This is a genomic window from Klenkia brasiliensis (genome assembly GCF_900100695.1).
In the GTDB taxonomy this organism is placed as follows: Bacteria; Actinomycetota; Actinomycetes; order Mycobacteriales; family Geodermatophilaceae; genus Klenkia; species Klenkia brasiliensis.
Window position 1 is genome coordinate 250,896 of the sequence record NZ_FNCF01000002.1, and the last position, 24,286, is coordinate 275,181.

At 74.5% G+C, this 24,286-nt stretch carries 27 protein-coding genes; 19 read left to right on the plus strand and 8 right to left on the minus strand.

The features are described 5' to 3' along the window. Window positions 1–207: 207 nt before the first annotated feature. Entirely contained in the window at window positions 208–378 is a 171-nt protein-coding gene (locus BLT39_RS05575) for a CsbD family protein (RefSeq protein ID WP_091060217.1), read from the plus strand. 100 nt (window positions 379–478) lie between these two features. Then, entirely contained in the window at window positions 479–1,126 is a 648-nt protein-coding gene (locus tag BLT39_RS05580) for a hypothetical protein (RefSeq protein WP_207507641.1), read from the plus strand. Between the two features lie 67 nt (window positions 1,127–1,193). Here the strand turns inward: BLT39_RS05580 and BLT39_RS05585 are convergent, their stop codons facing one another. Then, a complete protein-coding gene (locus BLT39_RS05585) occupies window positions 1,194–2,183 on the minus strand; it encodes an isopenicillin N synthase family dioxygenase (protein WP_091060221.1) in 990 nt (329 codons plus the stop codon). Window positions 2,184–2,365: 182 nt separating this feature from the next. Between BLT39_RS05585 and BLT39_RS05590 the strand changes: the two genes are divergently transcribed. The 4 genes from BLT39_RS05590 to BLT39_RS05600 are packed head-to-tail and all read left to right on the plus strand — an operon-like array spanning window position 2,366 to window position 4,420. Further along, on the plus strand, window positions 2,366–2,743 hold the full coding sequence (locus BLT39_RS05590; RefSeq protein ID WP_091060224.1) for an FKBP-type peptidyl-prolyl cis-trans isomerase: 378 nt from the start codon (window positions 2,366–2,368) through the stop codon (window positions 2,741–2,743). 53 nt (window positions 2,744–2,796) lie between these two features. Further along, window positions 2,797–3,489, plus strand: coding sequence for a DsbA family oxidoreductase (locus BLT39_RS05595; RefSeq protein ID WP_091060227.1), 693 nt, complete (start codon window positions 2,797–2,799; stop codon window positions 3,487–3,489). Further along, complete coding sequence (locus BLT39_RS22270) at window positions 3,486–3,635, plus strand: hypothetical protein (protein WP_165640160.1); 150 nt, start codon at window positions 3,486–3,488, stop codon at window positions 3,633–3,635. The genes BLT39_RS05595 and BLT39_RS22270 overlap by 4 nt, the downstream gene beginning before the upstream one ends. 20 nt (window positions 3,636–3,655) lie before the next feature. Beyond that, a complete protein-coding gene (locus BLT39_RS05600; protein ID WP_091060232.1) occupies window positions 3,656–4,420 on the plus strand; it encodes an alpha/beta fold hydrolase in 765 nt (254 codons plus the stop codon). On the opposite strand, the gene BLT39_RS05605 is transcribed toward BLT39_RS05600, so the two are convergent. Further along, on the minus strand, window positions 4,417–4,614 hold the full coding sequence (locus BLT39_RS05605) for a hypothetical protein (protein WP_091060236.1): 198 nt from the start codon (window positions 4,612–4,614) through the stop codon (window positions 4,417–4,419). The genes BLT39_RS05600 and BLT39_RS05605 overlap by 4 nt on opposite strands. A 193-nt stretch (window positions 4,615–4,807) precedes the next feature. On the opposite strand from BLT39_RS05605, the gene BLT39_RS05610 reads away from it, so the two are divergent. The 8 genes from BLT39_RS05610 (at window position 4,808) to BLT39_RS05645 (ending at window position 12,799) form a co-directional block, all read left to right on the plus strand. Next, window positions 4,808–6,622 (plus strand): phosphoenolpyruvate carboxykinase (GTP), encoded by a 1,815-nt coding sequence (locus tag BLT39_RS05610; RefSeq protein ID WP_091060239.1) that lies wholly within the window; start codon window positions 4,808–4,810, stop codon window positions 6,620–6,622. Window positions 6,623–6,649: 27 nt separating this feature from the next. After that, window positions 6,650–7,174, plus strand: coding sequence for a hypothetical protein (locus tag BLT39_RS05615; protein ID WP_091060242.1), 525 nt, complete (start codon window positions 6,650–6,652; stop codon window positions 7,172–7,174). A gap of 80 nt (window positions 7,175–7,254) precedes the next feature. Continuing rightward, window positions 7,255–8,469, plus strand: a complete 1,215-nt coding sequence (locus BLT39_RS05620) for an MFS transporter (RefSeq protein ID WP_091060244.1) — start codon at window positions 7,255–7,257, stop codon at window positions 8,467–8,469. Between the two features lie 225 nt (window positions 8,470–8,694). Further along, the gene (locus tag BLT39_RS05625; protein ID WP_207507643.1) at window positions 8,695–9,240 is read left to right on the plus strand and encodes a cysteine dioxygenase; all 546 of its coding nucleotides are present in this window, start codon (window positions 8,695–8,697) and stop codon (window positions 9,238–9,240) included. Beyond that, window positions 9,237–9,671, plus strand: a complete 435-nt coding sequence (locus BLT39_RS05630; RefSeq protein ID WP_207507645.1) for a rhodanese-like domain-containing protein — start codon at window positions 9,237–9,239, stop codon at window positions 9,669–9,671. The genes BLT39_RS05625 and BLT39_RS05630 overlap by 4 nt, the downstream gene beginning before the upstream one ends. 85 nt (window positions 9,672–9,756) lie before the next feature. Further along, window positions 9,757–10,572, plus strand: a complete 816-nt coding sequence (locus BLT39_RS05635; protein WP_165640161.1) for an EAL domain-containing protein — start codon at window positions 9,757–9,759, stop codon at window positions 10,570–10,572. A 19-nt stretch (window positions 10,573–10,591) separates the two neighbouring features. Continuing rightward, on the plus strand, window positions 10,592–11,251 hold the full coding sequence (locus BLT39_RS05640) for an acVLRF1 family peptidyl-tRNA hydrolase (RefSeq protein ID WP_091060249.1): 660 nt from the start codon (window positions 10,592–10,594) through the stop codon (window positions 11,249–11,251). A gap of 96 nt (window positions 11,252–11,347) precedes the next feature. After that, complete coding sequence (locus tag BLT39_RS05645; protein ID WP_091060252.1) at window positions 11,348–12,799, plus strand: methyl-accepting chemotaxis protein; 1,452 nt, start codon at window positions 11,348–11,350, stop codon at window positions 12,797–12,799. 17 nt (window positions 12,800–12,816) lie between these two features. Here the strand turns inward: BLT39_RS05645 and BLT39_RS05650 are convergent, their stop codons facing one another. Further along, window positions 12,817–13,959, minus strand: coding sequence for a thiolase family protein (locus tag BLT39_RS05650; protein WP_091060256.1), 1,143 nt, complete (start codon window positions 13,957–13,959; stop codon window positions 12,817–12,819). A gap of 198 nt (window positions 13,960–14,157) precedes the next feature. Here BLT39_RS05650 and BLT39_RS05655 point away from each other — a divergent pair, with 198 nt between their 5' ends. The 4 genes from BLT39_RS05655 to BLT39_RS23485 all read left to right on the plus strand — a co-directional run bounded on the left by BLT39_RS05655 (window position 14,158) and on the right by BLT39_RS23485 (window position 16,411). Continuing rightward, the gene (locus tag BLT39_RS05655; RefSeq protein WP_091060259.1) at window positions 14,158–15,006 is read left to right on the plus strand and encodes a formate/nitrite transporter family protein; all 849 of its coding nucleotides are present in this window, start codon (window positions 14,158–14,160) and stop codon (window positions 15,004–15,006) included. 17 nt (window positions 15,007–15,023) lie between these two features. Then, window positions 15,024–15,473 (plus strand): cyanase, encoded by a 450-nt coding sequence (gene cynS, locus BLT39_RS05660; protein WP_165640162.1) that lies wholly within the window; start codon window positions 15,024–15,026, stop codon window positions 15,471–15,473. Window positions 15,474–15,575: 102 nt separating this feature from the next. Further along, on the plus strand, window positions 15,576–16,184 hold the full coding sequence (locus tag BLT39_RS22915; RefSeq protein WP_109502108.1) for an ABC transporter ATP-binding protein: 609 nt from the start codon (window positions 15,576–15,578) through the stop codon (window positions 16,182–16,184). Between the two features lie 17 nt (window positions 16,185–16,201). After that, window positions 16,202–16,411: a LuxR C-terminal-related transcriptional regulator gene (locus BLT39_RS23485; RefSeq protein WP_423221481.1), complete on the plus strand. Its 210-nt coding sequence runs from the start codon at window positions 16,202–16,204 to the stop codon at window positions 16,409–16,411. Here the strand turns inward: BLT39_RS23485 and BLT39_RS05675 are convergent. The 4 genes from BLT39_RS05675 to BLT39_RS05690 all read right to left on the minus strand — a co-directional run bounded on the left by BLT39_RS05675 (window position 16,343) and on the right by BLT39_RS05690 (window position 21,357). Further along, complete coding sequence (locus BLT39_RS05675; RefSeq protein ID WP_091060262.1) at window positions 16,343–17,107, minus strand: helical backbone metal receptor; 765 nt, start codon at window positions 17,105–17,107, stop codon at window positions 16,343–16,345. The two genes, BLT39_RS23485 and BLT39_RS05675, sit on opposite strands and share 69 nt — an antisense overlap. After that, window positions 17,104–17,589 (minus strand): MarR family winged helix-turn-helix transcriptional regulator, encoded by a 486-nt coding sequence (locus tag BLT39_RS05680; protein ID WP_091060265.1) that lies wholly within the window; start codon window positions 17,587–17,589, stop codon window positions 17,104–17,106. The genes BLT39_RS05675 and BLT39_RS05680 overlap by 4 nt, the downstream gene beginning before the upstream one ends. Then, window positions 17,589–20,789 carry a fused isobutyryl-CoA mutase/GTPase IcmF gene (gene icmF, locus BLT39_RS05685; protein ID WP_091060268.1) on the minus strand — a complete coding sequence of 1,067 codons (3,201 nt, stop codon included), beginning with the start codon at window positions 20,787–20,789 and terminating at the stop codon, window positions 17,589–17,591. Before icmF ends, BLT39_RS05680 begins: the two co-directional genes overlap by 1 nt. Before the next feature lie 70 nt (window positions 20,790–20,859). Then, a complete protein-coding gene (locus BLT39_RS05690; RefSeq protein ID WP_091060272.1) occupies window positions 20,860–21,357 on the minus strand; it encodes an FBP domain-containing protein in 498 nt (165 codons plus the stop codon). A gap of 287 nt (window positions 21,358–21,644) precedes the next feature. On the opposite strand from BLT39_RS05690, the gene BLT39_RS05695 reads away from it, so the two are divergent. Further along, window positions 21,645–22,496 carry a 3-hydroxybutyryl-CoA dehydrogenase gene (locus BLT39_RS05695; RefSeq protein ID WP_242658183.1) on the plus strand — a complete coding sequence of 284 codons (852 nt, stop codon included), beginning with the start codon at window positions 21,645–21,647 and terminating at the stop codon, window positions 22,494–22,496. Here BLT39_RS05695 and BLT39_RS05700 read toward each other — a convergent pair. Continuing rightward, window positions 22,484–24,196 carry a chorismate-binding protein gene (locus BLT39_RS05700; RefSeq protein WP_091060278.1) on the minus strand — a complete coding sequence of 571 codons (1,713 nt, stop codon included), beginning with the start codon at window positions 24,194–24,196 and terminating at the stop codon, window positions 22,484–22,486. The genes BLT39_RS05695 and BLT39_RS05700 overlap by 13 nt on opposite strands. Between the last annotated feature and the right edge of the window lie 90 nt (window positions 24,197–24,286).

A 24,286-nucleotide genomic window follows, 5' to 3' on the forward strand; every position in this document is an offset into this window, starting at 1 on the left:
TCGAGACCTGGCTGTTGTGATCTGTCCCGCACATGTTTGGCCTGGGCGCTTACGGCGTAATGAAGGCCTGTCCGCAGGGCGCTTACGACGTAGGAACCATTGCGGACGATCCGGTTGCGGACAGATCCGTCCCACCGGGCCCGGCGGGGACAGCCGTCCTCGCCGGAAACGGCACCACCCTGGTGCCCGACCCACGGGAGCAACGCCATGAGCGGTCTCGACAAGATCAAGAACAAGGCCGAGGAGCTGGTCGGCGAGGCCAAGGAGGCCATCGGCAAGGCCACCGACAACGAGAAGCTGCAGGCCGAGGGCAAGAGCGACCAGACCTCCGCCAACACCAAGCAGGCCGGCGAGAACGTGAAGGACATCTTCAAGTAGGCCGCCTGCGGGCCGGGCGGCACGACCGCCCGGCCCGGCCGCACCACCCTCGTCCCCCCGTCCACCCCGCCCGGAGCGGGAACCCGTCCCAGGAGTGACCGTGTCCGTCGACCCGAACCCCCGTCCCGCCCCCGTCGCCGGCGCCCACAGCGCGCCCGCCGACACCACCGTCGCCGCCACCCCGTCCCGTCGTGACGTCGTCGCCGCCGAGAAGTCGCGCGCCGGCGGGGTCAAGATCGGCTCCGCCTTCTTCGGCTGGCTGACCGCCACGGGCATGGCCGTGCTGCTGACCGCGCTGGTCGCCGCCGCCGGCACCGCCGTCGGCCTGGCCACGGACACCTCGCTGTCCCAGGCGGCGGACGACGCCACGAACAACCCGCAAGCCGTGGGCTGGGCCGGGGGCATCGCCCTCCTGGTGATCCTGTTCCTCTCCTACTACTCCGGTGGCTACGTCGCCGGCCGCATGGCCCGCTTCCACGGCGCCCGCCAGGGCATCGCGGTCTGGGTCTGGGCCGTCGTCGTCGCCGTCGTCGTCGCGGTGCTGGCCGCCGTCGCCGGCAACCAGTACGACGTGCTGGGCCAGCTCAACGCCTTCCCGCGGCTGCCCGTCAACGAGGGTGACCTGAGCACCACCGCGCTCATCGTGGCGCTGGTCGTCGCCGGTGTCGCCCTGGTCGGGTCGGTCCTCGGTGGCCTGGCCGGCATGCGGTTCCACCGCAAGGTCGACCGCGCCGGGCTCGGCGACTGACCTCCCCGCACCGTGCCTCGCGGCCCGGTCCGACCCCTGCCCCGGGTCGGACCGGGCCGCTGGCGTCCTACCGGAAGTTCGCCTGGATGCGGCGCAGCAGGAACTCCCCGGCGGTGATCGGTGCCTCGCCCGCGGTCTCGATGACCGCGTCCTTGTCCGCCTGGGCGAAGTAGGCGATGGAGAACCGGGGGTCCAGCGACTGCCCGGGGCCGGGTGCCGCGACCCGGTGGAAGTTCGACGGCAGCCGCCCGCCCGACCACCGCTCGAGCATGTCCCCGATGTTGCAGGTGATGGCGTCGTCGGTCGCCGGGACCGGCGTCCAGGCGTAGCCGTCGTCGGTCGGCCGGGCCGCCTCGGCGCCGGGCAGCACCTGCAGGCCGTCCTGGCCGGCCCGTTGGAAGAGCAGGGTCAGGCAGTCGAAGTCGGTGTGCGCACCCGCCCGCCAGGTGCCCGGGGTGCCGACCAGCTCGGCCGGGAAGGCCATGTAGTGGATCAGCCGCAGGCACGACTGGTACTGCGGGTTGGCCGGGTCGTGGACGCCGGCGAAGAAGTCCCGCGGCAGCCCGAGGACGTCGGCGAAGCAGGACAGCACTGTCATCGCGACCTCGTGGCAGTGCGCCTCGAAGGCCAGCACCGTGCCGCGGAAGCCGGCCACCTCGTCCTCGGCGGGCCAGAGACCGTCCATGTGCGGCCGGGTCAGCTGCCAGGACTCCTTCTGGTCCGGCGTCCCGACCGACGGGCGCACCTGGGACTTGAACTCGTAGCCGGCGTTGAGGCCCTTCTTGAGCGGGTAGCGCGCCTTGACCTCGGCCGGCAGCGCGAAGAACGCCCGGGCCGCGGCGAAGGCGGCGTCGACCTCGGCGGGGGTGATGCCGTGGTCGACGACCTGGAAGAAGCCGATGTCGGTCGCGGCCGACCACAGCTGCTCGGTGACCTCGGCGCGGCGGGCGCCCAGGTCGGCCAGGGAGATGCGGCGGACCTCGCGGTCGGCCGTCAGGGTGCCGGGCGCACCCATCCGGGACTCGCGGGCCAGCTCGGACAGGGTGGGCGTGCTCATGGTGGGACCCCCGAGGGGTGGCCGCACGGCAGCTGCCGCGGCTCTGCGGCCCATTCGAGCCGGGTGGACCGACCCGGGCAAGGGCCCGCGACCAGACGTAACCCAGGCTTCACACCGGCAGGTCTGGTTGGCTGGTCGGCGAGCGCCGGGACCACCCCGGCACCCGCACCCGAGGAGCCCCCGTGGCCGAGCTGACCCGCCCCGACGTCGAGCCCCCCACCGGCCCGGCCCCCGACGACCTGGTGGTCGAGGACCTGGTCGTCGGCGAGGGCGCCGAGGCCACCGCCGGCAGCCTGGTGTCCGCGCACTACGTCGGCGTCACCCACGACGGCGGCGAGCAGTTCGACGCCTCCTGGGACCGCGGCGACCCGCTGGAGTTCCGGCTCGGCGTCGGCATGGTCATCTCCGGCTGGGACGAGGGCATCGCCGGCATGAAGGTCGGCGGCCGCCGCCGGCTCACCATCCCGCCGCACATGGCCTACGGCGACCGCGGCGCCGGCGGCGTCATCAAGCCCGGCGCCACCCTGGTCTTCGTCGTCGACCTGGTCGGCGTCCGTTGACCCACCCCGCCCCGCCCGGGAACACCGGGCGGGGCCGGGGTGTTGGGCCGCGCGTGAAGGTGGAGATCTGGTCCGACGTCGTCTGCCCGTGGTGCTACATCGGCAAGCGCCGGTTCGAGACCGCCCTGTCGCGGTTCGAGCACGCCGACCAGGTCGAGGTGGTCTGGCGCAGCTTCCAGCTCGACCCCTCCGTCGCCGAGGGCGACGTGCACCCCACCCTGCCGGCGCTGGCCCGCAAGTACGGCCGCTCCGAGGACGAGATGCGCCAGCAGATGACCTCGCTGGACGCACTGGCCCTGCGCGAGGGCCTGCACTACGACCTGGCCAACGGCGTCAGCGGCAACACCCTGCTCGCCCACCAGCTCATCCACCTGGCCGCCGAGCACGGCCTGCAGGACGCGATGAAGGAGCGCCTGCTGCACGCCCACTTCGAGCAGCAGGTGTCGGTCTTCGACCTGGATTCGCTGGTGGGCCTGGGCGCCGAGGTCGGCCTGGACGCCGACGAGGTGCGCGCCGCGCTCACCGACCGCCGGTTCCTGCCCGCCGTGCGCGAGGACATCGCCACCGCGCAGGCGCTCGGCGCCACCGGCGTCCCCTTCTTCGTCGTCGACCGCACCTACGGTGCCGCCGGCGCCCAGGACCCGTCGGTGCTGCTGCAGCTGCTCGAGCGGGCCTGGGCCGACAGCCACCCGCTGGCCACCGTGCCGCCGGCCGCCGGTTGCGAGGGCGACAGCTGCACCGTGTGACCCGGCCGCCGCTGGCCGAGCTCTCATCCGAGCACCGCTCGGGCGCCGTCCGGCGACTGGCAGGTGCCCCGGTGCCGGAGGTGCAGAGCACCGTGGGCGACGTCGTCGTGCGCTACCCGTACGAGGTCGGCCGCTTCCGGTTCTGAGCTGCGGGTAGGGCAGGGTCGTGCTGAACCGTGCCGACCCCTTCCCCGACCGGCCCGGCCCGGTCGTCGTCCTGCTCCCGGCCTTCCCGCTGGACCACCGCCTGTGGGACGACGTCGCGGCCCTGCTGCCGGCCCCGCTGCGGCCGGTGGCCGTCGACCTGCCCGGCCTGGGGTCCCCCGCCGGGGGTGAGCCCTCGCTCGAGCTCGCCGTCGACGGCGTCCTCGAGCTGCTGGACGAGCTCGGCGCCGACCGGGCAGTGGTGGCCGGGCTCTCGACCGGCGGCTACGTGGCGGCGATGCTGGCCGGCCGGGCGCCGGAGCGGGTGGCCGCGCTGGCGCTGTGCGACACCACCACCGAGGTGGGCCCGCCCGACGTCCCCGCCGACCGGCTGGCCGTCGCCGACGACCTGGAGCAGCACGGCATCGGGGCGGTGATGGACTCCGTGGCCGAGGGCCTCGGCCCGCACGCCGGCCCCGAGCTGGCCGAGCGGGTCGCCACGATGATCCGCTCGCAGGACCCGGCCGCCGTGGCGTGGGTCTGCCGCGCGCTGGCCGCCCGGCCGGACACCTCGGCCGCCGTCCGGGACCTCCCGGCCCCGGTGCTGCTGCTGTTCGGGGAGCACGACGAGCCCACCCCGCCGGAGCAGCGGCTGGCCCGGCTCCGGGCGCTGCGCCCGGACGCGACCGCCGTGGTCGTCCCGGGGTCGGGGCACCTCACCGCGCTGGAGGCCCCGGCCGAGGTGGCCGGGGCGCTCGCGGACCTCGCGCGCCGGGCCGTCGGCTAGCCCGGGGGCTCCTGCTCGGTCAGCTGCTCGTCGGCCTCGCCGGCGGGGTCGCCGGACAGCTCGTCCTCGCCGGCGGCGAGCTCGTCGTCCTGCGCGGAGGCCAAGTCGGCGCCCTCGGCGACGGCGCCGGGGTCGGCCTGGGTGGTGCGGGGGTCGGCGGCGGGGTCGGGGACGTCGGGGTCGGTGACGGTCATGCCGGGCGTCGTGCCCGCCGTGCGCCGACGTCAACCGAGCCCAAGACGTCTGGGACGTCTGCCACCGGACAAGACGTCAGATACGTCTCACCCGGAAAACCTGTCCGCGGCCCAGCTCCGGCGCTAGCCTCGTCCGATCGCACCAGCGCCGGGGCGAGCTCCGCACCGGCGGCAACGATGGATGGAGACGCCCGTGACGTCCGTGGCCACCCCCGGTCTGGAGAACGCCCCCACCACCCACTCCCGGCTGCTGGCCTGGGTGGCCGAGATGGCGGAGCTGACCACCCCGGACCGCGTGGTGTGGGTGGACGGCAGCGACGAGGAGTGGACCCGGCTCACCGAGCAGCTGGTCGCCGCCGGCACCTTCACCCGGCTGGCCGCCAAGCCCAACTCCTTCCTGGCCCAGTCCGACCCCAGCGACGTCGCCCGGGTCGAGGACCGCACCTACATCTGCTCGGTCGACGAGGCCGACGCCGGCCCCACCAACAACTGGATGGACCCGGCCGAGATGAAGTCGGTCATGACCGAGCTGTACCGCGGCTGCATGCGCGGCCGCACGATGTACGTCATCCCCTTCTGCATGGGCCCCATCGACGCCGAGTCGCCGATGTTCGGCGTCGAGCTCACCGACTCCGAGTACGTCGTGGTCTCCATGCGCGTCATGGCCCGCATCGGCACCGCGGCCCTGCAGGCCCTGGGCGAGGACCGGCCCTTCGTGCCGGCCATGCACTCGCTCGGCGCGCCGCTGGAGCCCGGGCAGGCCGACGTCGCGTGGCCGTGCAGCACCACGAAGTACATCGTGCAGTTCCCCGAGGAGCGGATGATCTGGTCCTACGGGTCCGGCTACGGCGGCAACGCCCTGCTCGGGAAGAAGTGCTACTCGCTGCGGATCGCCTCGGTCATGGCCCGCGACGAGGGCTGGCTCGCCGAGCACATGCTCATCCTCAAGCTGACCAGCCCCGAGAAGAAGGTGCACTACATCGCCGCGGCGTTCCCCAGCGCCTGCGGGAAGACCAACCTGGCCATGCTCGAGCCGACCATCCCCGGGTGGGAGGTCGAGACCCTGGGCGACGACATCGCCTGGATGCGGTTCGGCGAGGACGGCCGGCTCTACGCGCTCAACCCCGAGTTCGGCCTGTTCGGCGTCGCGCCGGGCACCGGCTGGGACACCAACCCCAACGCCATGCGCACCATCGACCAGGGCAACTCGGTGTTCACCAACGTCGCGCTCACCGACGACGGCGACGTCTGGTGGGAGGGCATGACCGAGGAGCCGCCGGCCCACCTCACCGACTGGAAGGGCCGCGACTGGACCCCGGACTCCGACGAGCCCTCCAGCCACCCGAACAGCCGGTTCTGCACCCCGATCACCCAGTGCCCGATCTTGGCGCCGGAGTGGGACGACCCGAAGGGCGTGCCGATCTCGGCGATCCTGTTCGGCGGCCGCCGCAAGACCACCATCCCGCTGGTCACCCAGGCCCGGGACTGGAACCACGGCGTGTTCATGGGCGCGACGCTGTCCTCGGAGACCACCGCAGCCGCCACCGGCGCCGTCGGCGTCATCCGCCGCGACCCGTTCGCCATGCTGCCCTTCATCGGCTACAACGCCGGTGACTACTTCAACCACTGGGTGGAGACCGGCAAGTCCGCCGACGCCACCAAGCTGCCGGCGATCTTCTACGTCAACTGGTTCCGCCGGGACGCCGACGGCGGCTTCCTCTGGCCGGGCTTCGGCGAGAACTCCCGCGTGCTCAAGTGGGTCGTCGAGCGCCTGGAGGGCACCGCCTCGGCGGTGGAGACCCCGGTCGGCCACGTGCCCACGCCCGCGTCCCTCGACGTCGAGGGCCTGGGCATGACCGACGAGCAGGTGGAGGCCGCGCTCGCGGTGCGCCCGGAGGAGTGGCGGGAGGAGATCCCGCAGATCACCGAGTGGTTCGACAAGTTCGGCGACAAGCTGCCCACGACGATGTGGGACGAGCTGGAGATCCTCAAGAGCCGCCTCGCCTGACCCGGGCGGTCCCAGTAGGTTCCGTGCATGCGGCACCTGTTCGGGATCGTGCTGGGCGCCGTCCTCGTCGCGGTCGCCTCCGCCGTCCTGCTGTTCGGGGTCGGCGAGGTGGCCGGGCGGGACGGCGGGACGAGCACCACGGGGCTGGTGCTCGTCACCGCGGCCGGGGTGCTGTTCGGCCTGCTGGCCGCGCTGCGCCGGATGTCCCCGCTGGCCCCGCTGGTCGGCGGGCTCGCCCTGCTCGCCGCCGGCGTGGGTGCCTGGGTGCGACCGGCCTTCTACGCCGGCGTGGACACCGGCGTCGACCAGCTGCAGGTGGGTCTGCCCGCCGGCCTGCAGGGCGGCACCGCGCTGCTGCTCGGGGCCCTGCTCGTCGTCGTCGGCCTGCTGCCCGGCGGCCGGCGGCGGGCCCGACGGGACGACGACGAGGACGACGACGGGTTCACCGCCGTACCCGACGGTCAGCCGCAGGCCTGGCGCTCGCCGGAGGCCGGTACGAACGCCTACCCGCGGGCCGAGCCCTACCAGCGTCCGCCGCTGCCGCCGTCCTGACCCTCGTGCGGGCACCGGGCCCGCGCGGCGGTTAGCGTCGGGGCCCGCACACCGCCGACCCCGCCGGAGGCCACCTCCCCGTGCCCAACCCGTACCTGCACGTGCTGCGCACGCCGCACGTGCTGCCGATGGTGGCGGCGGCGTTCATCGGGCGTCTGCCGCTGTCGATGATCGGGCTGGGCAGCGTGCTGCTGGTCCAGGACTACACCGGCTCCTACGGCCTGGGCGGCGGCGTGGCCGCGGCCGGGGCGGTGGCCACCGCGATCAGCGGACCGGTGCTGGGCCGGCTGGCCGACACCGTCGGCCAGCGGCGGGTGCTGCTGCCGGTGCTCGCGGTGTTCGTGCTGGCCGGGTTCGGGTTCCTGTTCTCCGTGCGCGAGGGCTGGCCGCTGTGGCTGGTGTTCGCCACCGCCGCCCTGGCGGGGGCCTGCATCCCGCCGGTCGGGTCGATGATCCGGGTCCGCTGGACCCACCTGCTGCGCGGCACGCCGCGGCTGCCCACCGCCCTGGCCATGGAGTCGGTGGTCGACGAGTTCGTCTTCATCGTCGGCCCGGTGCTGGTCACCTTCCTGTCCACCACCGGGCACACCACCTCGGGCGTGGTCACCGCCTTCACCCTCGCCGTCGTCGGCAGCCTGGCCTTCGCCGCGCAGGGCCGCACCGAGCCCCCGGCGCACGGGCACGAGGCCCGGCAGGGCCCCTCGGCGATGCGCACGCCCGGGCTGCGGGTGCTGTTCGTCGTCGGGCTGGCGGTCGGCACGATGCTGGGCACGCTGGAGATCGCGCTGGTGGCCTTCGCCGACCAGGTCGGCGCCAAGCCCTACTCGGGCGTGCTCATCGCCGCGCTGGCCGTCGGCTCGATGGTGTCGGGCATCGGCTGGGGCACCGTGCACTTCCGGTCCCCGGTGCGCCGGCGGCTGCTCGTGGTGCTGGCGGTCTTCGTCGTGACCAGCCTGCCGCTGGTGGTCGTCGGCGACCTCTGGCTGATGATCCCGTTCGTCGTGCTCGCCGGGCTGGCGGTGTCCCCGTCGCTGATCAGCGCCTTCACCCTGGCCGAGGTGCTGGTCCCGAGGTCGGCGGTGACCGAGGCCTTCACCTGGATCGGCACCGCGCTGGCGATCGGGGTCGCGCTGGGGGCCTCGGTGTCGGGCAAGGTGGTGGACGTGGTCGGCGCCAACGCCGCGTTCCTGGTCGCGACCACCGCGGCGGCCGGCGCCGGCGTCGTGGTGGCCCTCTTCCAGCGGCTGTTGGTCGTCCCTGCCGAGCACGCCGGGGACCCCGCGCTCGCCCGCTGAGAGAAAGTGCACCAATCCGGTGTGGTTGGTTGCACCGGGGAGCCCGGTGTGGTGTCCTCTTCCGCGTGACGTACTCGCTCGAGCTGCACCGGAGGTCCGCCGTGGACCTGCTGCGTGTCGCCAGCGCGCTGTGTCCGGGCTGCTGACCACACCCCAGCCCCGACCCCCGTCACCCCGCCGCGCGGACCCCTGCGTCCCGCCGCGCCCCCTCCTGGAGACACCCCCGTGACCAGCACCGTGCTGCCCACCGCCCTGACCACCCCCGCCGAGGCCCCCGCCGGCGCCGCCGCCCTGGCCGTGGCCCTCGCCATCCGCACCGACCTGTGGGCCGACCGGGTCGAGTACCGCGAGGAGTCCCGCTGGACCTCGCTGCTCGAGCCCGCCGACGTCGCCCACGCCCTGGACGCCTCGCTGCACGCCGAGCTGCACGACGCGCAGATCTGGCTGCTGTCCTGGCTGCCCGGCCAGGGCACCCCGCTGCACGACCACGGCGCCTCCGCCGGGGCCTTCGCCGTCGCCCGCGGCACGCTGACCGAGCGGGTCGTCGCCCGCGGCACCGGCCCGACCGCCCGGCAGAGCACCGCCGACCTGGTCGCCGGCCGGGTGCGCTTCTTCGGCGCGCACTACGTGCACCAGGTGGTCAACACCCTGCACGAGCCGGCGGTGAGCGTGCACGTCTACGCCCCCCGGCTCACGCTGATGAACACCTACCGGGTCGACGGCGGCCAGCTGGTCCGCACCGGCACCGAGCGCGCCGGGGTGGACTGGTGACCGCCCTCCTCGAGCCCGCCCGCACCCGCCCGGCCGGCGCGGTCTCGGTCGACGACCTGCTCGCCGCCGCGCGGGCCCGCATCGACCGGGTGACCCCGCTGCAGGCCGCGGCCCGCGTCGCCGCCGGCGGCCTGCTGGTGGACATCCGCCCTGCGGCCCAGCGTCATCGCGAGGGCTGGGTGGCCGGCGCGCTGGTCGTCGAGCGCAACGTGCTGGAGTGGCGCTTCGACCCGGCCAGCGACGCCCGGCTGCCCGAGGCCACCGGCTACGACGTCGACGTCGTCGTGCTCTGCTCGGAGGGCTACACCTCCAGCCTGGCCGCGGACGCGCTGCGCTCGATCGGGCTCTCCACCGCCACCGACGTGGTCGGCGGTTTCCACGCCTGGGTGGCCGCCGGACTGCCGTACGTCCGTGGGCACGGGGTGTCCTGACCCACGGTGAGCAGCTGACCCCTCGTGCGGGGGAGATCACCGGTTCGGGCTGCAGTTCCGGACGACGTCGTTCGACAATGCGTCCGTGACGACCTCGAGCCTGGTGGGCGCCCTGCGCGGTGCGCTGGCCGGCGTGCCCGGCAACGGGTCGCTCGAGGTCCACTTCCAGCCGGTCGTGGGCATCGCCGACGGTGACCCGCTGGGTGCCGAGGCGCTGGTGCGCTGGTGCCACCCCCGGCTCGGCCTGCTGCCGCCGGACACCTTCGTGCCGGTGGCGGAGCGCGCGGGCCTGGGCCGGCGTCTGGACGCCGCCGTGCTCCAGCTGGCCCTGGGCCAGCTGGCGGCCTGGGACGCCGCGGGCATCCGGGTGCACCGGGTGGGCGTCAACCTCGGCCGCACCAGCCTGCACTCGCCCGAGCTGGTCGGCACCGTGCAGCGGGCCTGCGAGCGGGCCGGGGTGCTCCCCGACCGGTTGATGCTGGAGGTCGTGGAGCACGACGAGCTGACCCTGACCCCGGCCCGGCTGGCTGCGGTGCAGGCCCTGGCCGACGCCGACATCACGCTCGCCCTCGACGACTTCGGCGCCGGCCACGCCGGGGTGGGCCTGCTCGGGCGGCTGCCGTTCGGCGTGCTGAAGGCCGACCGCTCGCTGCTGCCGGGCCCGCACCGCACCGCCGCCGCGCAGGCCCCCGACGCCCGCCGGGTGCTCGCCGGGGTGGTCGCGCTGGCCGCCGCGGTCGGGGTCGAGGTCACCGCCGAGGGCGTCGAGACCCCGGCGCACCGCGAGCTGGTGGCCGAGCTCGGCGTCCCGCACGCCCAGGGCTGGCTGTACTCCCGCGCGCTGCCCGCCCCCGCCTTCGCCGCGTGGTGGCGGCAGCGGGTGTCCGCGCTCGCCGCCTGACCCTGGCAGGGTGGGCCCGGTGACCCGGTCCCGGCCCGCCGCCGGGGGCGGCCGGCTCGTGCTGGTGCCCCCCGCCCGCGTGGAGCGCTGGCTGGACAACGCCGCCGCCCGGCACGGGTCCTTCACCGACGTCCGTCCCGACGCCGACGGGGTGACCGTGACCTGCGCGGACGGCGCGGAGCTCCGCCTGGCGCCGCCCTTCGGGTGGACCGGTCCCGGCCCGGCCGCGCTGACCCGGCTGGGCACCGCGGCCCGCTCCGCGCACCGGGTCGCGGTGCTGCTGGTGCGGCGCGGCCGGTGGGCGGTGGGCGTCTTCGACGGCGGCGACCTGGTGGTGTCGAAGGTGGACGCCCGGCAGGTGCAGGGCCGCACCGCGGCGGGCGGGTGGTCCCAGCAGCGCTTCGCCCGGCGCCGGGCGAACCAGACCGATGCCGTGGTGGAGCACGCGGTGGAGACCGCCGTCCGGGTGCTGCTGCCGCACGCCGGGTCCTGCGCGGCCCTGGCCACCGGCGGCGACCGGGGCCTGGTGGACGACGTCCTGGCCGACCGCCGGCTCGCGCCGCTGGCGGCGCTGCGCCGGCTGGAGCCGGTGGAGGTGGGGGAGCCCACCAAGCAGGAGCTGCTGACCACCCCCGACCGTTTCCGCGCCGTCCGGGTGGTGGTCACCGACCCGGGCTGAGGTCACAGCGAGACCGTCGGGTCCTGGAGTGGATTCGGCCTCCGACCTGCCGATCCTCCACCCGGGTCCGGTGGTCGGGCGGCGGAGGAGGTCGGGGTGGCGCGCAACGCAACGGTGGCGGCGGGTGCTCCCCTGCTCGTGGGCGCGGCGGTGGTGCTCGGCGCCCCGACCTGGCTGGTGCTGTCCGCGGCCGGGCTGCTGGCCCTCCTGGTCGTGGCCGCCGTCCGGGCCCCGGCCGGTCCCGTGGCCGGCCCCGATGACCTCGCCCGGGCGCTGTCCCGCGGTGACCTGACCGCGGCGGGCGGGTCGTCGCTGGACGACGCGGTCGGCGAGCTGGGGGAGCGGCTGCGGCCGCTGGCCGCCGAGGCGGAGCTGCTGGGCGTGGCCGGGCAGATCATGGCCGACGCCGGCAGCACCATCGCCGCCGGGACGCGGGAGACCTCCGCCGCCGCGGCGGACATCACCGGGTCCGCCCACCAGGTGTCGGCCAAGGTCGGCGCGATGGCCGCGGCCGGCGAGCAGATGCAGGCCGCGATCGGCGAGATCGCGCGCAACGCCCAGGAGGCGGCCGGCGCCGCGACGGTCGGCGTGCAGGCGGTGGCCCGGGCGGCGGACCTGATGGTCGCCCTCGACCGCTCCAGCGTGAGCATCGGCGACGTCGTGAAGACCATCTCCGCCATCGCCGAGCAGACCAACCTGCTGGCGCTCAACGCCACCATCGAGGCGGCCCGGGCCGGCGACGCGGGCAAGGGCTTCGCCGTGGTGGCCACCGAGGTCAAGGACCTGGCCCAGGAGTCGGCCCGGGCGACCGAGCGGATCGCCGCGACCGTCGAGCGGATCCGCCAGGAGTCCTCGGCGGCGGCCGACGCGGTCGCCGAGGTGCGCGAGGTGGTGGCGCGGATGAGCGAGTACCAGCAGTCCATCGCCACCGCCGTGGAGGAGCAGACGGCGACGACGGGCGAGCTGACCTCGGCGACGTCGGCGGTGTCGGTGGAGACCGCCACCATCGTGTCGGCCATCGAGACCATCGCCGGCCACGCGGCCGGTGCGTCGGTGCAGGCCGGCCGCAACGAGGCCGCCGTGCACGAGCTGCAGCGGATCACCCAGCGGGTCGACCGGGTGCTGGGCGGCATCCGGCTGCGCGAGGCCCCCGTCGAGCCGGGCACCTGGCGGATGACGTGGGACCACGCCGCGCGCCGGCTGGACTTCGTGCAGTCGGGCAGCTTCACCCTCGAGCAGATGCGCGCCTTCGAGCGGGACTTCCGCACCGCGCTGGCCGACCCGCCCGCCCAGTTCATGATCCTCGCCGACATGCGCGCGATGGCCCCGTCGCCGCCGGACGTGCAGGCGGTCCAGGAGGCCACCATGGGGCTGGCCTTCGAGAAGGGCATGGCGTTCTCGGTCGGGGTGCTGGACAACCCCCTGCTGGCGATGCAGATGCAGCGCTCGACCGAGGCCAGCGGCGCGCCCATCGACTGGGCCAGCTCGGTCGAGGAGGCCATGCGCCTGTTCGGCGCTCACCGGGCGGCCCACCCGATCAGGGGCTGAGCGGGCCGCCCGGTGGGTCAGAGCAGCTCGAGGATGGTGGCGTTGGCCTGGCCGCCGCCCTCGCACATGGTCTGCAGGCCGTAGCGGATCCCGTTGTCGCGCATGTGGTGGACCATCGTGGTCATGATGCGGGCGCCCGAGGCGCCCAGCGGGTGACCCAGGGCGATGGCCCCGCCGACCGGGTTGAGCGCCTTCTCGTCGGCGCCGATGTCGGCCAGCCAGGCCAGCGGGACCGAGGCGAAGGCCTCGTTGACCTCGAAGACGCCGATCTCGTCCAGCCGCAGGCCGGAGCGGTCGAGCACCTTCTTGGTGGCCGGGATCGGCGCGGTCAGCATGATCACCGGGTCGTCGGCGGCCAGCGCCACGCTGTGCACCCGGGCGATCGGGGTCATGCCCAGCTCGGTGGCCTTCTCGCCGGTCATCATCAGCAGCGCGGCCGAGCCGTCGGAGATCTGGCTGGCGTTGCCGGCGCTGACCACGCCGTCGGCCTGGAACGGGGTCTTCAGCCCGGCGAGGGCCTCGACGGTGCCGCCGCGGCGGACGCCCTCGTCGGCGCCCACCCGGCCCTCGGGGGCGTCGACCGGGGCGAGCTGGGCGTCGAAGCGGCCCTCGTCCTGGGCGGCCGCGGCGCGCTCGTGCGAGCGGAGGGCGAACTCGTCGAGCTGGGTGCGCGAGAGGCCCCACCGCTGGGCGATCATCTCGGCGCCGATGCCCTGGTTGGGGGAGACCCCGTCGTAGCGCTCCTGGAACCGCGGGCCCATCGGGTCCTGGTTGCCCCGCGAGGAGCCCATGGGCACCCGGGACATCGACTCGATGCCGCCGGCGACGACGACGTCGTAGTGCCCGGCCACGAGGCCGGCCGCGGCGAAGTGCACGGCCTGCTGGGAGGAGCCGCACTGCCGGTCGACGGTGGTGCCGGGGACCGACTCGGGCCAGCCCGCGGCGAGCACCGCGGTGCGGGCGATGTCGAAGGTCTGCTCGCCGCTCTGGGAGACGCAGCCCCACACCACGTCGTCGACCAGGGCGGGGTCGAGGCCGGCGCGGCCCACGAGGCTCTGCAGCACGTGCGCGGACAGGTCGGCGGGGTGGACGCCGGACAGGCCGCCGTTCCGCTTGCCGACGGGGGTGCGCACGGCCTCGACGATGACTGCGTCGCGCATCCGGCGACTCCTCTCGTGGAGCGCCGGCTCCGCTGCCGGCGCTGGAACGGTCAGGCCTGACTGTAGACCCGCCCCGGCGCACCGTCACCCACCCCGACCTGTGCGGTCGCCGTCATCCGGTCGGTACCTCGGCATCACAGGGACGGCACACCAGTTGCACAGGATCGGGTTGCCCACGACCCGACCCGGAGGAGTCCCGTGTCCTACGTCGACCCACCCACCTTCGTCACGAAGATGATCGACGCCGGCCAGTCCAAGGTGCTGATGTCCACCCGCGACACCGTCATCCGGGCCTTCATGGCTGGTGCGATCCTGGCCCTGGCTGCCGCCTTCGCGGTGACCATCACGGTGCAGACCGGCAACCCGCTGCTCGGTGCGCTGCTGTTCCCGGTCGGCTTCTCGCTGATCTACCTGATGGGCTTCGACCTGCTCACCGGGGTCTTCACCCTGGTGCCCCTGGCGCTGCTGGACAAGCGGCCGGGGGTCACCTGGCGCAGCATGCTGCGCAACTGGGGTCTGGTGTTCCTCGGCAACCTGCTCGGCGCGCTCACCGTCGCGCTGATGATGGCGGTGGTCGTCACCACCGGCTTCTCCACCGGGCCGGACGAGGTCGGCGCCAGGCTGGGCGAGATCGGGCACGACCGCACCGTCGGCTACGCCGAGGCCGGCGCCGGCGGGATGCTGACCCTGTTCATCCGCGGGGTGCTGTGCAACTGGATGGTCTCCACCGGCGTGGTCGCCGCGATGATGTCGACCAGTGTGCCCGGCAAGGTGATGGCGATGTGGATGCCGATCATCATCTTCTTCTACATGGGCTTCGAGCACTCCGTGGTCAACATGTTCCTGTTCCCCATCGGCCTGTTCCTCGGCGCAGACTTCACCCTGGGCGACTACATCCTGTGGAACGAGCTGCCGACCGTCCTCGGGAACCTGGTGGGCGGTCTGACGTTCGTCGGGCTGACCCTGTACGCCACCTACGCCCGCACCGGCAGCAAGCGCGATCCGGCCCCCAGCACGACCGACGACCGCAGCCCGGCTGCGGTCTGAGACGCGAGGAGAGCACCGTGAGCATCCTGATGACCAAGGCCGAGGCCGCCGACCACGTGCGCACCGCCCGGGTGCGCAAGGGCCTGACCTGGACGGCGATCGCCGACGAGCTGGGCACCCCGGTGGTCTGGACGACCGCGGCGCTGCTCGGCCAGCACCCCGTCCCCGGCGAGGTGGCGCAGCGGGCCGGCGCGTTCCTCGACCTCGACGAGGCGGTCGTCGAGGCGCTGCAGCTGCAGCCGTACCGCACCGCCGACCCGGCGCTGCGGAGCGACCCGACGATCTACCGGCTGCACGAGGCCCTGGCCGTGTACGGCCCGGCCCTCAAGGAGCTGATCCACGAGGAGTTCGGCGACGGGATCATGAGCGCCATCAACTTCAAGGTCGACATCACCCGGCGCCCCGACCCGGGGGGTGCCCGCGTGGTGATCACCCTCGACGGCAAGTTCCTGGACTACGCCTGGTGACCGCGACGCGGACCAGCTGACCGCCGGCGCAGCCGATCGGTCGAGGGAGCTCGAGCCGGTCGGTGGATGCCACCGGCCGGCTCGGCCCGCCAGGGTCGGGGCATGGCTCTGATCGAGGTGCGCGGACTGCGCAAGACCTACGGCCGCACGGTCGCGGTGGACTCGCTGGACCTGGACGTCGCCGAGGGGCAGGTGGTCGGCGTCCTGGGCCCCAACGGGGCGGGCACGACCACCACCGTCGAGTGCGTCGCCGGTCTGACCCGCCCCGACGCCGGCACCGTGACCGTCGCCGGGCACGTGCCCTGGCGTGACCGCGGCGCGGTCACCCGGCTGCTCGGCGTCCAGCTGCAGAGCTCGGGCCTGCCGGCCGAGCTCACCGCCCGGGAGGCGGTGCAGCTGGTCGCCGCCTGCCACGACGACCCGGTCGACCCCGACGAGCTGACCACCGGCCTGGACCCCGAGGCCCGCCGGCAGACCTGGGACCTGGTCCGCGACGTCCGCGACGCCGGGACGACGGTCGTGCCGGTCACCCACCTCATGGAGGAGGCCCAGCAGCTGTGCGACCGGGTCACGGTGGTGGCCGGTGGCCGGGTGGCCCCGACCAGCTGGTCGCCGCGCTGCGGGCCGCGGCGGCAGGTGAGTCGGTGCTCTCGCCCGCGGTGGCCACCCAGGTGGTGTCCCGGCTGCGCGGGGAGACCGGTGGCGGGCTGACCGACCGGGAGCTGGCGGTGCTGCGGCTGGTCGCGCAGGGCACCCCGAACCGGGCGATCGCGGCGTCGCTGTTCGTCAGCGAGGCCACGGTGACGACGCGCCTCGGGCACGTGCAGCAAGCTCGGCGCCGCCGACCCCGCCGCGGCCGTGGCCACCGCCTACCAGCGAGGCATCCTGCTCTGACCCGCGACCGCGTCCAGCAGGTCGGCGCGGGCGGTGGCCAGTGACGGGCCGTACCAGGTCAGCTGCCGGCCGCTGACCAGCGCGGTCGCCCGGCCGGGGAAGGCCTCGGGCCCGTCGTCGGCGGTGAAGACGTAGGGCTCGTCGGGCAGCAGCACCAGCTCGGCGTCGACCGCGGCCGGGTCGGCCTGCGGGTAGCGCTCGGCGGTGACGGCGTTGGTGCAGCCCAGCCGGGCCAGCAGGTCGCCGGTGAAGGTGCGCGCGCCCACCCACATCCACGGGTCGCGCCAGATCGCCACGGCCACCCGCGGGCCGCGCCCGGGCGGCGGCGCCCAGGCCTGCTCGGCGGCGGTCAGCCAGGCGGGTGCCGGCACCTGCAGGACGTCGACGAGGAGCCGGCGCATCGAGGCGAAGGCGTCGTCCAGGGTCTCGATCCGGGTCACCCAGACCGGGATTCCGGCCTCCCGCAGCCGGCGGACGTCGAGCTCCCGGTTCTCCTCCTGGTTGGCCACCACGAGGTCGGGTGCCAGCTCGCGGACCGCGGCCAGGGAGGGGTTCTTGGTGCCGCGCACCCGCGCGACGTCGAGGTCGGCCGGGTGGGTGCACCAGTCGGTCGCGCCCACCAGCCGGTCGGGGACGGTGACCGCCAGCGCCTCGGTCAGCGACGGGACGAGGGAGACCACCCGCCGCGGCGGGTGCGGGAGCGGTACGGGGTGCCCCAGGTCGTCGTGCAGGGCGGTCACCCCAGGTCGCCGGCGTCGGCGCGCAGCTCGCGGAGGACGTCGACCAGGTCGCGCACCCTCTCCGGGGCCAGGCCGGGGCGGGTGAAGACCTCGGCGTTGAGGGCGTCGGTGGCCTTGGCCGCCAGCCGCCGGCCCTCGTCGGTGACCGAGACGACCACCACCCGGCCGTCGGACGGCGAGGGCCGCCGCACCACCAGCTCGGCCGCCTCCAGCCGCTGCGCCGCGTTGGTGACCGACGCCGGGTGCACCTGCAGCAGGGCGCCGGCCCGCGTCATGGGCAGCGAGCCCTCGCGGGTGAAGGACAGCAGCTGCAGCAGCTCGTAGCGGGCGAAGGTGAGCCCGAGGGGGCGCAGCACGGCGTCCACCCGGGCCTGCACGATCGCCTGCGCCCGCATGATCGAGGTGACGGCGAGCATCCCGGGGGTGGCGTCGTCCCACCCCCGGGCCGACCACTGCCGCCCGGCCTCCTCGATCGGGTCCATCAGACGTTGCGCCGGTACTGGCCGCCGACCTCGAAGAACGCGTCGCTGATCTGGCCCAGCGAGCAGACCCGGACGGCGTCCATCAGCGCGGCGAAGACGTTGCCGCCGTGCATGGCGGCGTCCTGCAGCGCCGACAGCGCGGCCGGCGCCTCCGTGGCGTGCCGGGCGTGGAAGTCGGCCAGCCGCCGCAGCTGCGACTGCTTCTCCTCCTCGGTGGCCCGGGCCAGCTCCACGGTCTGCGGCGCCTCCTCGGCGGCGTGCGGGTCCAGGAAGGTGTTCACCCCGACGATGGGCAGCGAGCCGTCGTGCTTGCGGTGCTCGTAGAGCATCGACTCGTCCTGGATCCGGCCGCGCTGGTAGCCGGTCTCCATGGCGCCCAGCACGCCGCCGCGCTCGGCGATCCGGTCGAACTCGGCGAGCACGGCCTCCTCGACCAGGTCGGTGAGCTCGTCGACGACGAAGGAGCCCTGCAGCGGGTTCTCGTTCATCGCCAGGCCCCACTCCTGGTCGATGATCATCTGGATGGCCAGCGCCCGGCGGACCGAGTGCGCCGAGGGCGTGGTGACGGCCTCGTCGTAGGCGTTGGTGTGCAGCGAGTTGGCGTTGTCGTAGATCGCGCACAGCGCCTGCAGCGAGGTGCGGATGTCGTTGAAGTCCATCTCCTGCGCGTGCAGCGACCGGCCCGAGGTCTGCACGTGGTACTTCAGCTGCTGGGCCCGCGGGTTGGCCCCGTAGCGCTCCTTCATCGCCACCGCCCAGATCCGGCGGGCGACCCGGCCGATGACGGTGTACTCGGCGTCCATGCCGTTGGAGAAGAAGAAGCTCAGGTTGGGCGCGAAGTCGTCGATGGACATGCCGCGCGCCAGGTAGGCCTCGACGTAGGTGAACCCGTTGGCCAGGGTGAAGGCGAGCTGGCTGATGGGGTTCGCCCCGGCCTCGGCGATGTGGTAGCCCGAGATCGAGACCGAGTAGAAGTTGCGCACCTTCTCGGCGATGAACCACTCCTGGATGTCGGCCATGCAGCGCAGCGCGAACTCCGTGGAGAAGATGCAGGTGTTCTGGCCCTGGTCCTCCTTGAGGATGTCGGCCTGCACCGTGCCGCGGACGTTGCCCAGCACCCACGCCCGCACCTCGGCCGGGTCCTCGTCGGGGTGGGCGGCCAGCCGCTGGTCGATCGCGGTGTTGAGGAACATCGCGAGGATCGCGGGGGCGGGGCCGTTGATCGTCATCGACACCGAGGTGGACGGCGAGCACAGGTCGAACCCGTCGTAGAGCACCTGCATGTCCTCGAGCGTGGCGATCGAGACGCCCGAGGTGCCGACCTTGCCGTAGACGTCCGGGCGCGGGTCGGGGTCGCGGCCGTAGAGGGTGACCGAGTCGAACGCGGTCGACAGCCGGGTCGCCGGCTGGCCCTCGGACAGCAGCTGGAAGCGCCGGTTGGTGCGGAACGCGTCGCCCTCGCCGGCGAACATGCGGGCGGGTGCCTCGCCGTCGCGCTTGAACGGGAAGACGCCGGCGGTGTAGGGGAACCGGCCGGGCACGTTCTCCGAGCGCAGCCAGCCGACGAGCTGGCCGTGGTCGTCGGTGCGCGGCAGCGACACCCGCCGCACCGTGTTGCCCGACAGGGTCTCCCGGGTCAGCGGGACGGCGATCTCCCGGCCCCGGACCGTGTAGGTGTACTCGTCGCCGGAGTAGTCGGCCACGAGCTGCGGCCACTCGTCGAGCAGGTGCACGGTGCCCGGGAGCAGGTCGATGCCGTCGGCCCTCCTGCGGGCGGCCTCGGCGGCGTCGCCGTCCAGCAGCCCCGCCGCCGTCCGCAGGTGCTGGCGGTCGCGGGCGAGGGCGGCCTGCTCGGCCGTCGTGCGGTGGTAGCCGCGCACGGTGTCGGCGACGTCGGCCAGGTACCGGGACCGGGACGACGGGACGACGCTGGTCAGCCCGGTGGAGGCCATGACGTCGACCGTCGGCAGCACGCCGGTGGCCAGCGACAGCCCCTTGCCGGCCAGCAGCTTCTTCAGCTCCTGGAACAGCGCGGTGACCCCGTCGTCGTTGAACCGGGCGGCGCTGGTGCCGAAGACCGGCATGGTCTCCCAGCTCTGGCCGAACGCCTCGCGGTTGCGCACCAGCTGGCGGGCGACGTCGCGGCGGGCGTCCTCGGCGCCGCGGCGCTCGTACTTGTTCACGGCGACGACGTCGGCGAAGTCGAGCATGTCGATCTTCTCCAGCTGCGACGCGGCGCCGAACTCCGGCGTCATCACGTACAGCGAGACGTCGGAGAACGGCAGGATCGCCGCGTCGCCCTGCCCGATGCCCGGGGTCTCCACGACGACGAGGTCGAAGCCCGCGGCCTTGGTGGCGGCGATGACGGAGTCGAGGTGCTCGGGCACCTGCGCGCCGGCGGTGCGGGTGGCCAGCGAGCGGAAGAACGTCGAGCCGCGGTCGCCGGTCTCCAGGGCGTTCATCCGGATCCGGTCGCCGAGCAGTGCGCCGCCGCCGCGGCGGCGGGAGGGGTCGACGGCGAGGACGGCGATGCGCAGCTTGTCCTCCTGGTCCAGCCGCAGCCGGCGGAGCAGCTCATCGGTGAGCGAGGACTTGCCCGACCCGCCGGTGCCGGTGATGCCCAGGACCGGCACGTGCCGCTGCGCCGCCTCCCGGGTCACCCGCTCGGCCAGCTCGGGGTCGGCGCCGGCCTCGAGCACCGTGATGGCGCGGGCCAGGGCGGCGGGGTCGCCGGTGAGCAGGGCCTCGACGTCGGGGCCCTCGGCGGTCAGGTCGACGTCGCAGGCCGCGATGAGCTCGTTGATCATGCCGGGCAGGCCGAGGCGCTGGCCGTCCTCGGGGGCGAAGATGCGCACGCCGCGGGAGCGCAGCAGCGCGATCTCCTCGGGGACGATCACGCCGCCGCCCCCGCCGAAGACCTGCACGTGGCCGGCGCCGTGCCGCGCCAGCTCCTCCACCAGGTAGGAGAAGTACTCGACGTGCCCGCCCTGGTAGGAGCTCAGCGCGATGCCCTGCGCGTCCTCCTCGAGCGCCGCCCGGACGACGGTGGCCACGCTGCGGTCGTGGCCCAGGTGGACGACCTCCGCACCCTGGCTCTGCAGCAGCCGCCGCATGACGTTGATCGCGGCGTCGTGCCCGTCGAACAGGCTCGCGGCGGTGACGAACCGGACGGGGTTCACGGGCACGTGCAGGTCGGCCACGGGTCCTCCAGGCAGGCGATGTGTGGACGTCCAAGCAACCTACGCGCCGATTGCTTGGACGTCCACGGACCTAGCGCCCGACGACCTGCGCGGCGAACGCGGCCGACCGGCTGCGGAGCGCCTCGACGCGCTCGGCGACCACCTGGTCGGCGATCGCCTCGATGCCGTCGCCGGCCTCGCTGCTGGTCGGTGGCCGGCGCACGTTGGTGGAGCAGGCCAGGTCGTCGCACAGCAGCACGCCGAGGGTGTTGCCGGCCCGCCCCGACGCGCCGCCCCGTCGGGCGACGAACAGGCCCGCCCGCACGGTGAGCAGGTCGCGGCACCAGGCGCACAGGGCCTTCTTCCGCCGCCCGCCCGGCTCGGGGGCGCGCAGCAGCAGGCCGACGGGCCCGCGGTCGAGCTCCAGGACGACGTAGGCGCGCAGCGGGGCCCGGGGGTCGCGCCACCCCAGGAGGTCGAGGTGCTCCCAGGGCTGGGTGGCGAGGTCGGGGAGGACGGCGTCAGCGGCCTCGCGGCGGGAGGCGTTGACGAAGGACGCGCGGATCTGCTTCTCGGTCAGGGCGTGCACAGCTGGCTCCGGTGCGGGAGGAGGGGTGGGGGTCGTCGTCCCGCCCCGGGCGCGCTGCCGCGACCGGCCCCGCTCAGGGGTCGTCGGTCGTGCGGGTCAGCGCAGCCGGACGCGGGTCCGGCTCGGGGTCGACCAGGCCATCGCGGCCACCTGCCTCCCCGCGGGTCCCCCCGCACTCGTGCCTTCCTCGGACCCACCCGACGCTACGCCCGGTGTCCACCCGGTTCCGGCGGTGACCACCCGGGGGTGTGGCACCGTGGACGGCACACGTCGAGCGAGGAGTGGCAGTGCAGCGGATCGCAGTCATCGGTGGCGGGCAGATGGGGGCCGGCATCGCCGAGGTCAGCGCCCGGGCGGGGTGCGACGTCGTCGTCGTGGAGGCCGACGAGGCCGGTGCCGAGCGGTTCCGCGCCCGGCTGGAGAAGTCGCTGCAGCGCGCGGCGAAGTCCGGCCGGCTCTCCACCGAGGACGCCGACGCCGCGTTCGCCCGGGTCGACGTCGCCACCTCGCTCGAGGGGGCCGTGCACGCCGAGCTGGTCATCGAGGCCGCGCCCGAGGTCGAGGCGCTGAAGCTGGACCTGTTCCGCAAGCTCGACGAGATCCTGCCGCCGGAGGCGGTCCTGGCGTCGAACACCTCGTCGATCCCGCTGGTGAAGATGGCCAGCGTGACCAAGCGGCCGGACAAGGTCGTCGGCGTCCACTTCTTCAACCCCGCTCCCGTGCTGCCGCTGGTGGAGGTCGTGGCCAGCCTGCTGACCAGCGACGAGACCCTCGCCGCGGTCACCGCGTTCGCCGAGGACCAGCTCGGCAAGACCACCATCCGGTCCAAGGACCGCGCCGGGTTCATCGTCAACGCCCTGCTCATCCCCTACCTGCTGTCCGCGATCCGGATGATGGAGAGCGGCTTCGCCTCCGCCGAGGACATCGACGCCGGCATGGTGCAGGGCTGCGCCCACCCGCAGGGCCCGCTGGCGCTGGCCGACCTGATTGGTCTGGACACCACCGCGGCGGTCGCGCAGTCGATGTACGAGGAGTTCAAGGAGCCCCTCTACGCCCCGCCGCCGCTGCTGCTGCGCATGGTCGACGCCGGCCTGCTCGGCCGGAAGACCGGCCGCGGGTTCTTCCCCTACGAGCGGTAGACCGCCGGGAGCCAGCCGCGCAGCGAGCTGACCAGCGCGATCTCGGCGCCGGGCAGGTCGTCGGGCGTGATGCGGCCCTCCACGAGGGTGCCGTCGGCGACCAGCCGGGCGCGCTCGACACCGGGCAGGCAGCCGCTGCCCAGCGGCGGGGTGGTCCACCGCCCGCCGAGCCGGACGGCGACGTTCGCGCGGCAGCTCTCGGTCACCTCGTCGGCGGTGTTGACCAGCAGGACGTCGTCGGCGCCCGGGTGGCGGGCCAGCCGGGTGTCGTAGGGCGCGCGCAGGGTGGTCTTGTGGTGCGGCCACGGCGCGTGCTCGTCGACCGGCTCGCCGTCCAGCGCCACGCGCACCGGGCCGGGGAACGGCGCCGGCGGCGGGAAGGTCTCGACGGCGGGCGTGCCGTCGCCGGCCACGGTCAGCCGGACCCGCAGGTCGCCGTCCAGGCCGGCCAGGGCCCGCTCGACCGCGTCGATGTCGACGGGGACGCCGAAGTAGGCCGCGGAGTCCAGCAGCCGGGCGCGGTGGCCGGGCCAGTTCCGCAGGCCGGCGGCGGTGTGCCGCATCGTCTCCAGCAGCGCGAACGCCGGGGGCGCGGCGGTGAGCACGCGGGTCTTGGCCAGCAGCTCGGCGTGCTCGGCGGCGGGGTCGGAGGACCAGGTGATGCCGCCGCCGGCGCCGTAGACCGCCGTCCCGGCCGCCCGGTCGACCACGAGGGTGCGGATGGCGACGGAGAACCGGGCCTCCCCGGGGCCGAGGAACCCGACGGCGCCGCAGTAGACGCCCCGGGGCGAGGTCTCCAGCTCGGCGATGACCGCCATGGACGACGCCTTGGGCGCACCGGTGACCGACCCGCACGGGAACAGCGCGGCGAGCAGCTCGACCAGGCCGGTGCCCGGGCGCAGGGTGGCCCGCACGTCGGAGGTCAGCTGGTGCACCGTGGGGTAGCGCTCGGCGGCCAGCAACCGGGTCACCCCGACGGTGCCGGTGACCGCGACGCGGGCCAGGTCGTTGCGCACCAGGTCGACGACCATTACGTTCTCGGCGCGGTCCTTGGTGCTGGCCAGCAGCGCGGCGCGGGTGGCGTCGTCCTCGGCGGTGGTGCGCCCACGGGCCGCCGTCCCCTTCATCGGCCGGACCAGCACGTCGTCGCCGGTGCGGTGCAGGAACAGCTCCGGGCTGGCGCTGGCGACGACGGTGCGCCCGGTGTCGAGGTAGCCGTTCCACGCGCCGCGCTGGGCCAGCGCGAGGTGCGCGTAGGCGGCCGGCGGGTCGGCGGGTGCCGGTCCGCGCAGCCGGGTGGTCAGGTTGACCTGGTAGGTGTCCCCGGCGGCGATCCGCTCCCGGACGGCGGCCACCGCGGCGGCGTGCTGCTCCGGCGTCCAGTCGGGCACCCAGGGGCCGGGCGGGGGAGTGCCGGCGGCCACCGGGTCGACGGGCCGGGGTGGGTGCTCGGTGATGCCGAACCAGACCAGGTCGCCGTCCGGCTCGTGCGCGGGGAGCACGGGGTCCAGGCCCGGGGCGGCCTCGTAGGCGAGGAACCCGGCGGCCCAGCGGCCGGCGGCGACGTGCTCCTGCACCTCGCGCAGTGCGCCGGCCACCTCGGCCGGGGTGCGGGCGACGACGACGGCGACCGGTGGGTCGAAGGCCAGGGCGGTGCCGGCGACGAGGTCGTCGAACCGCGCCCAGGTGCCCTCCGCCACCCCGTCATCGTCGCCGACGGGGGCCTAGAGCTGGGGGCGGGGGCGGCGCAGGGGCCAGCGGAACGGCGGGGTGCCCGGGCGTGCGGGCAC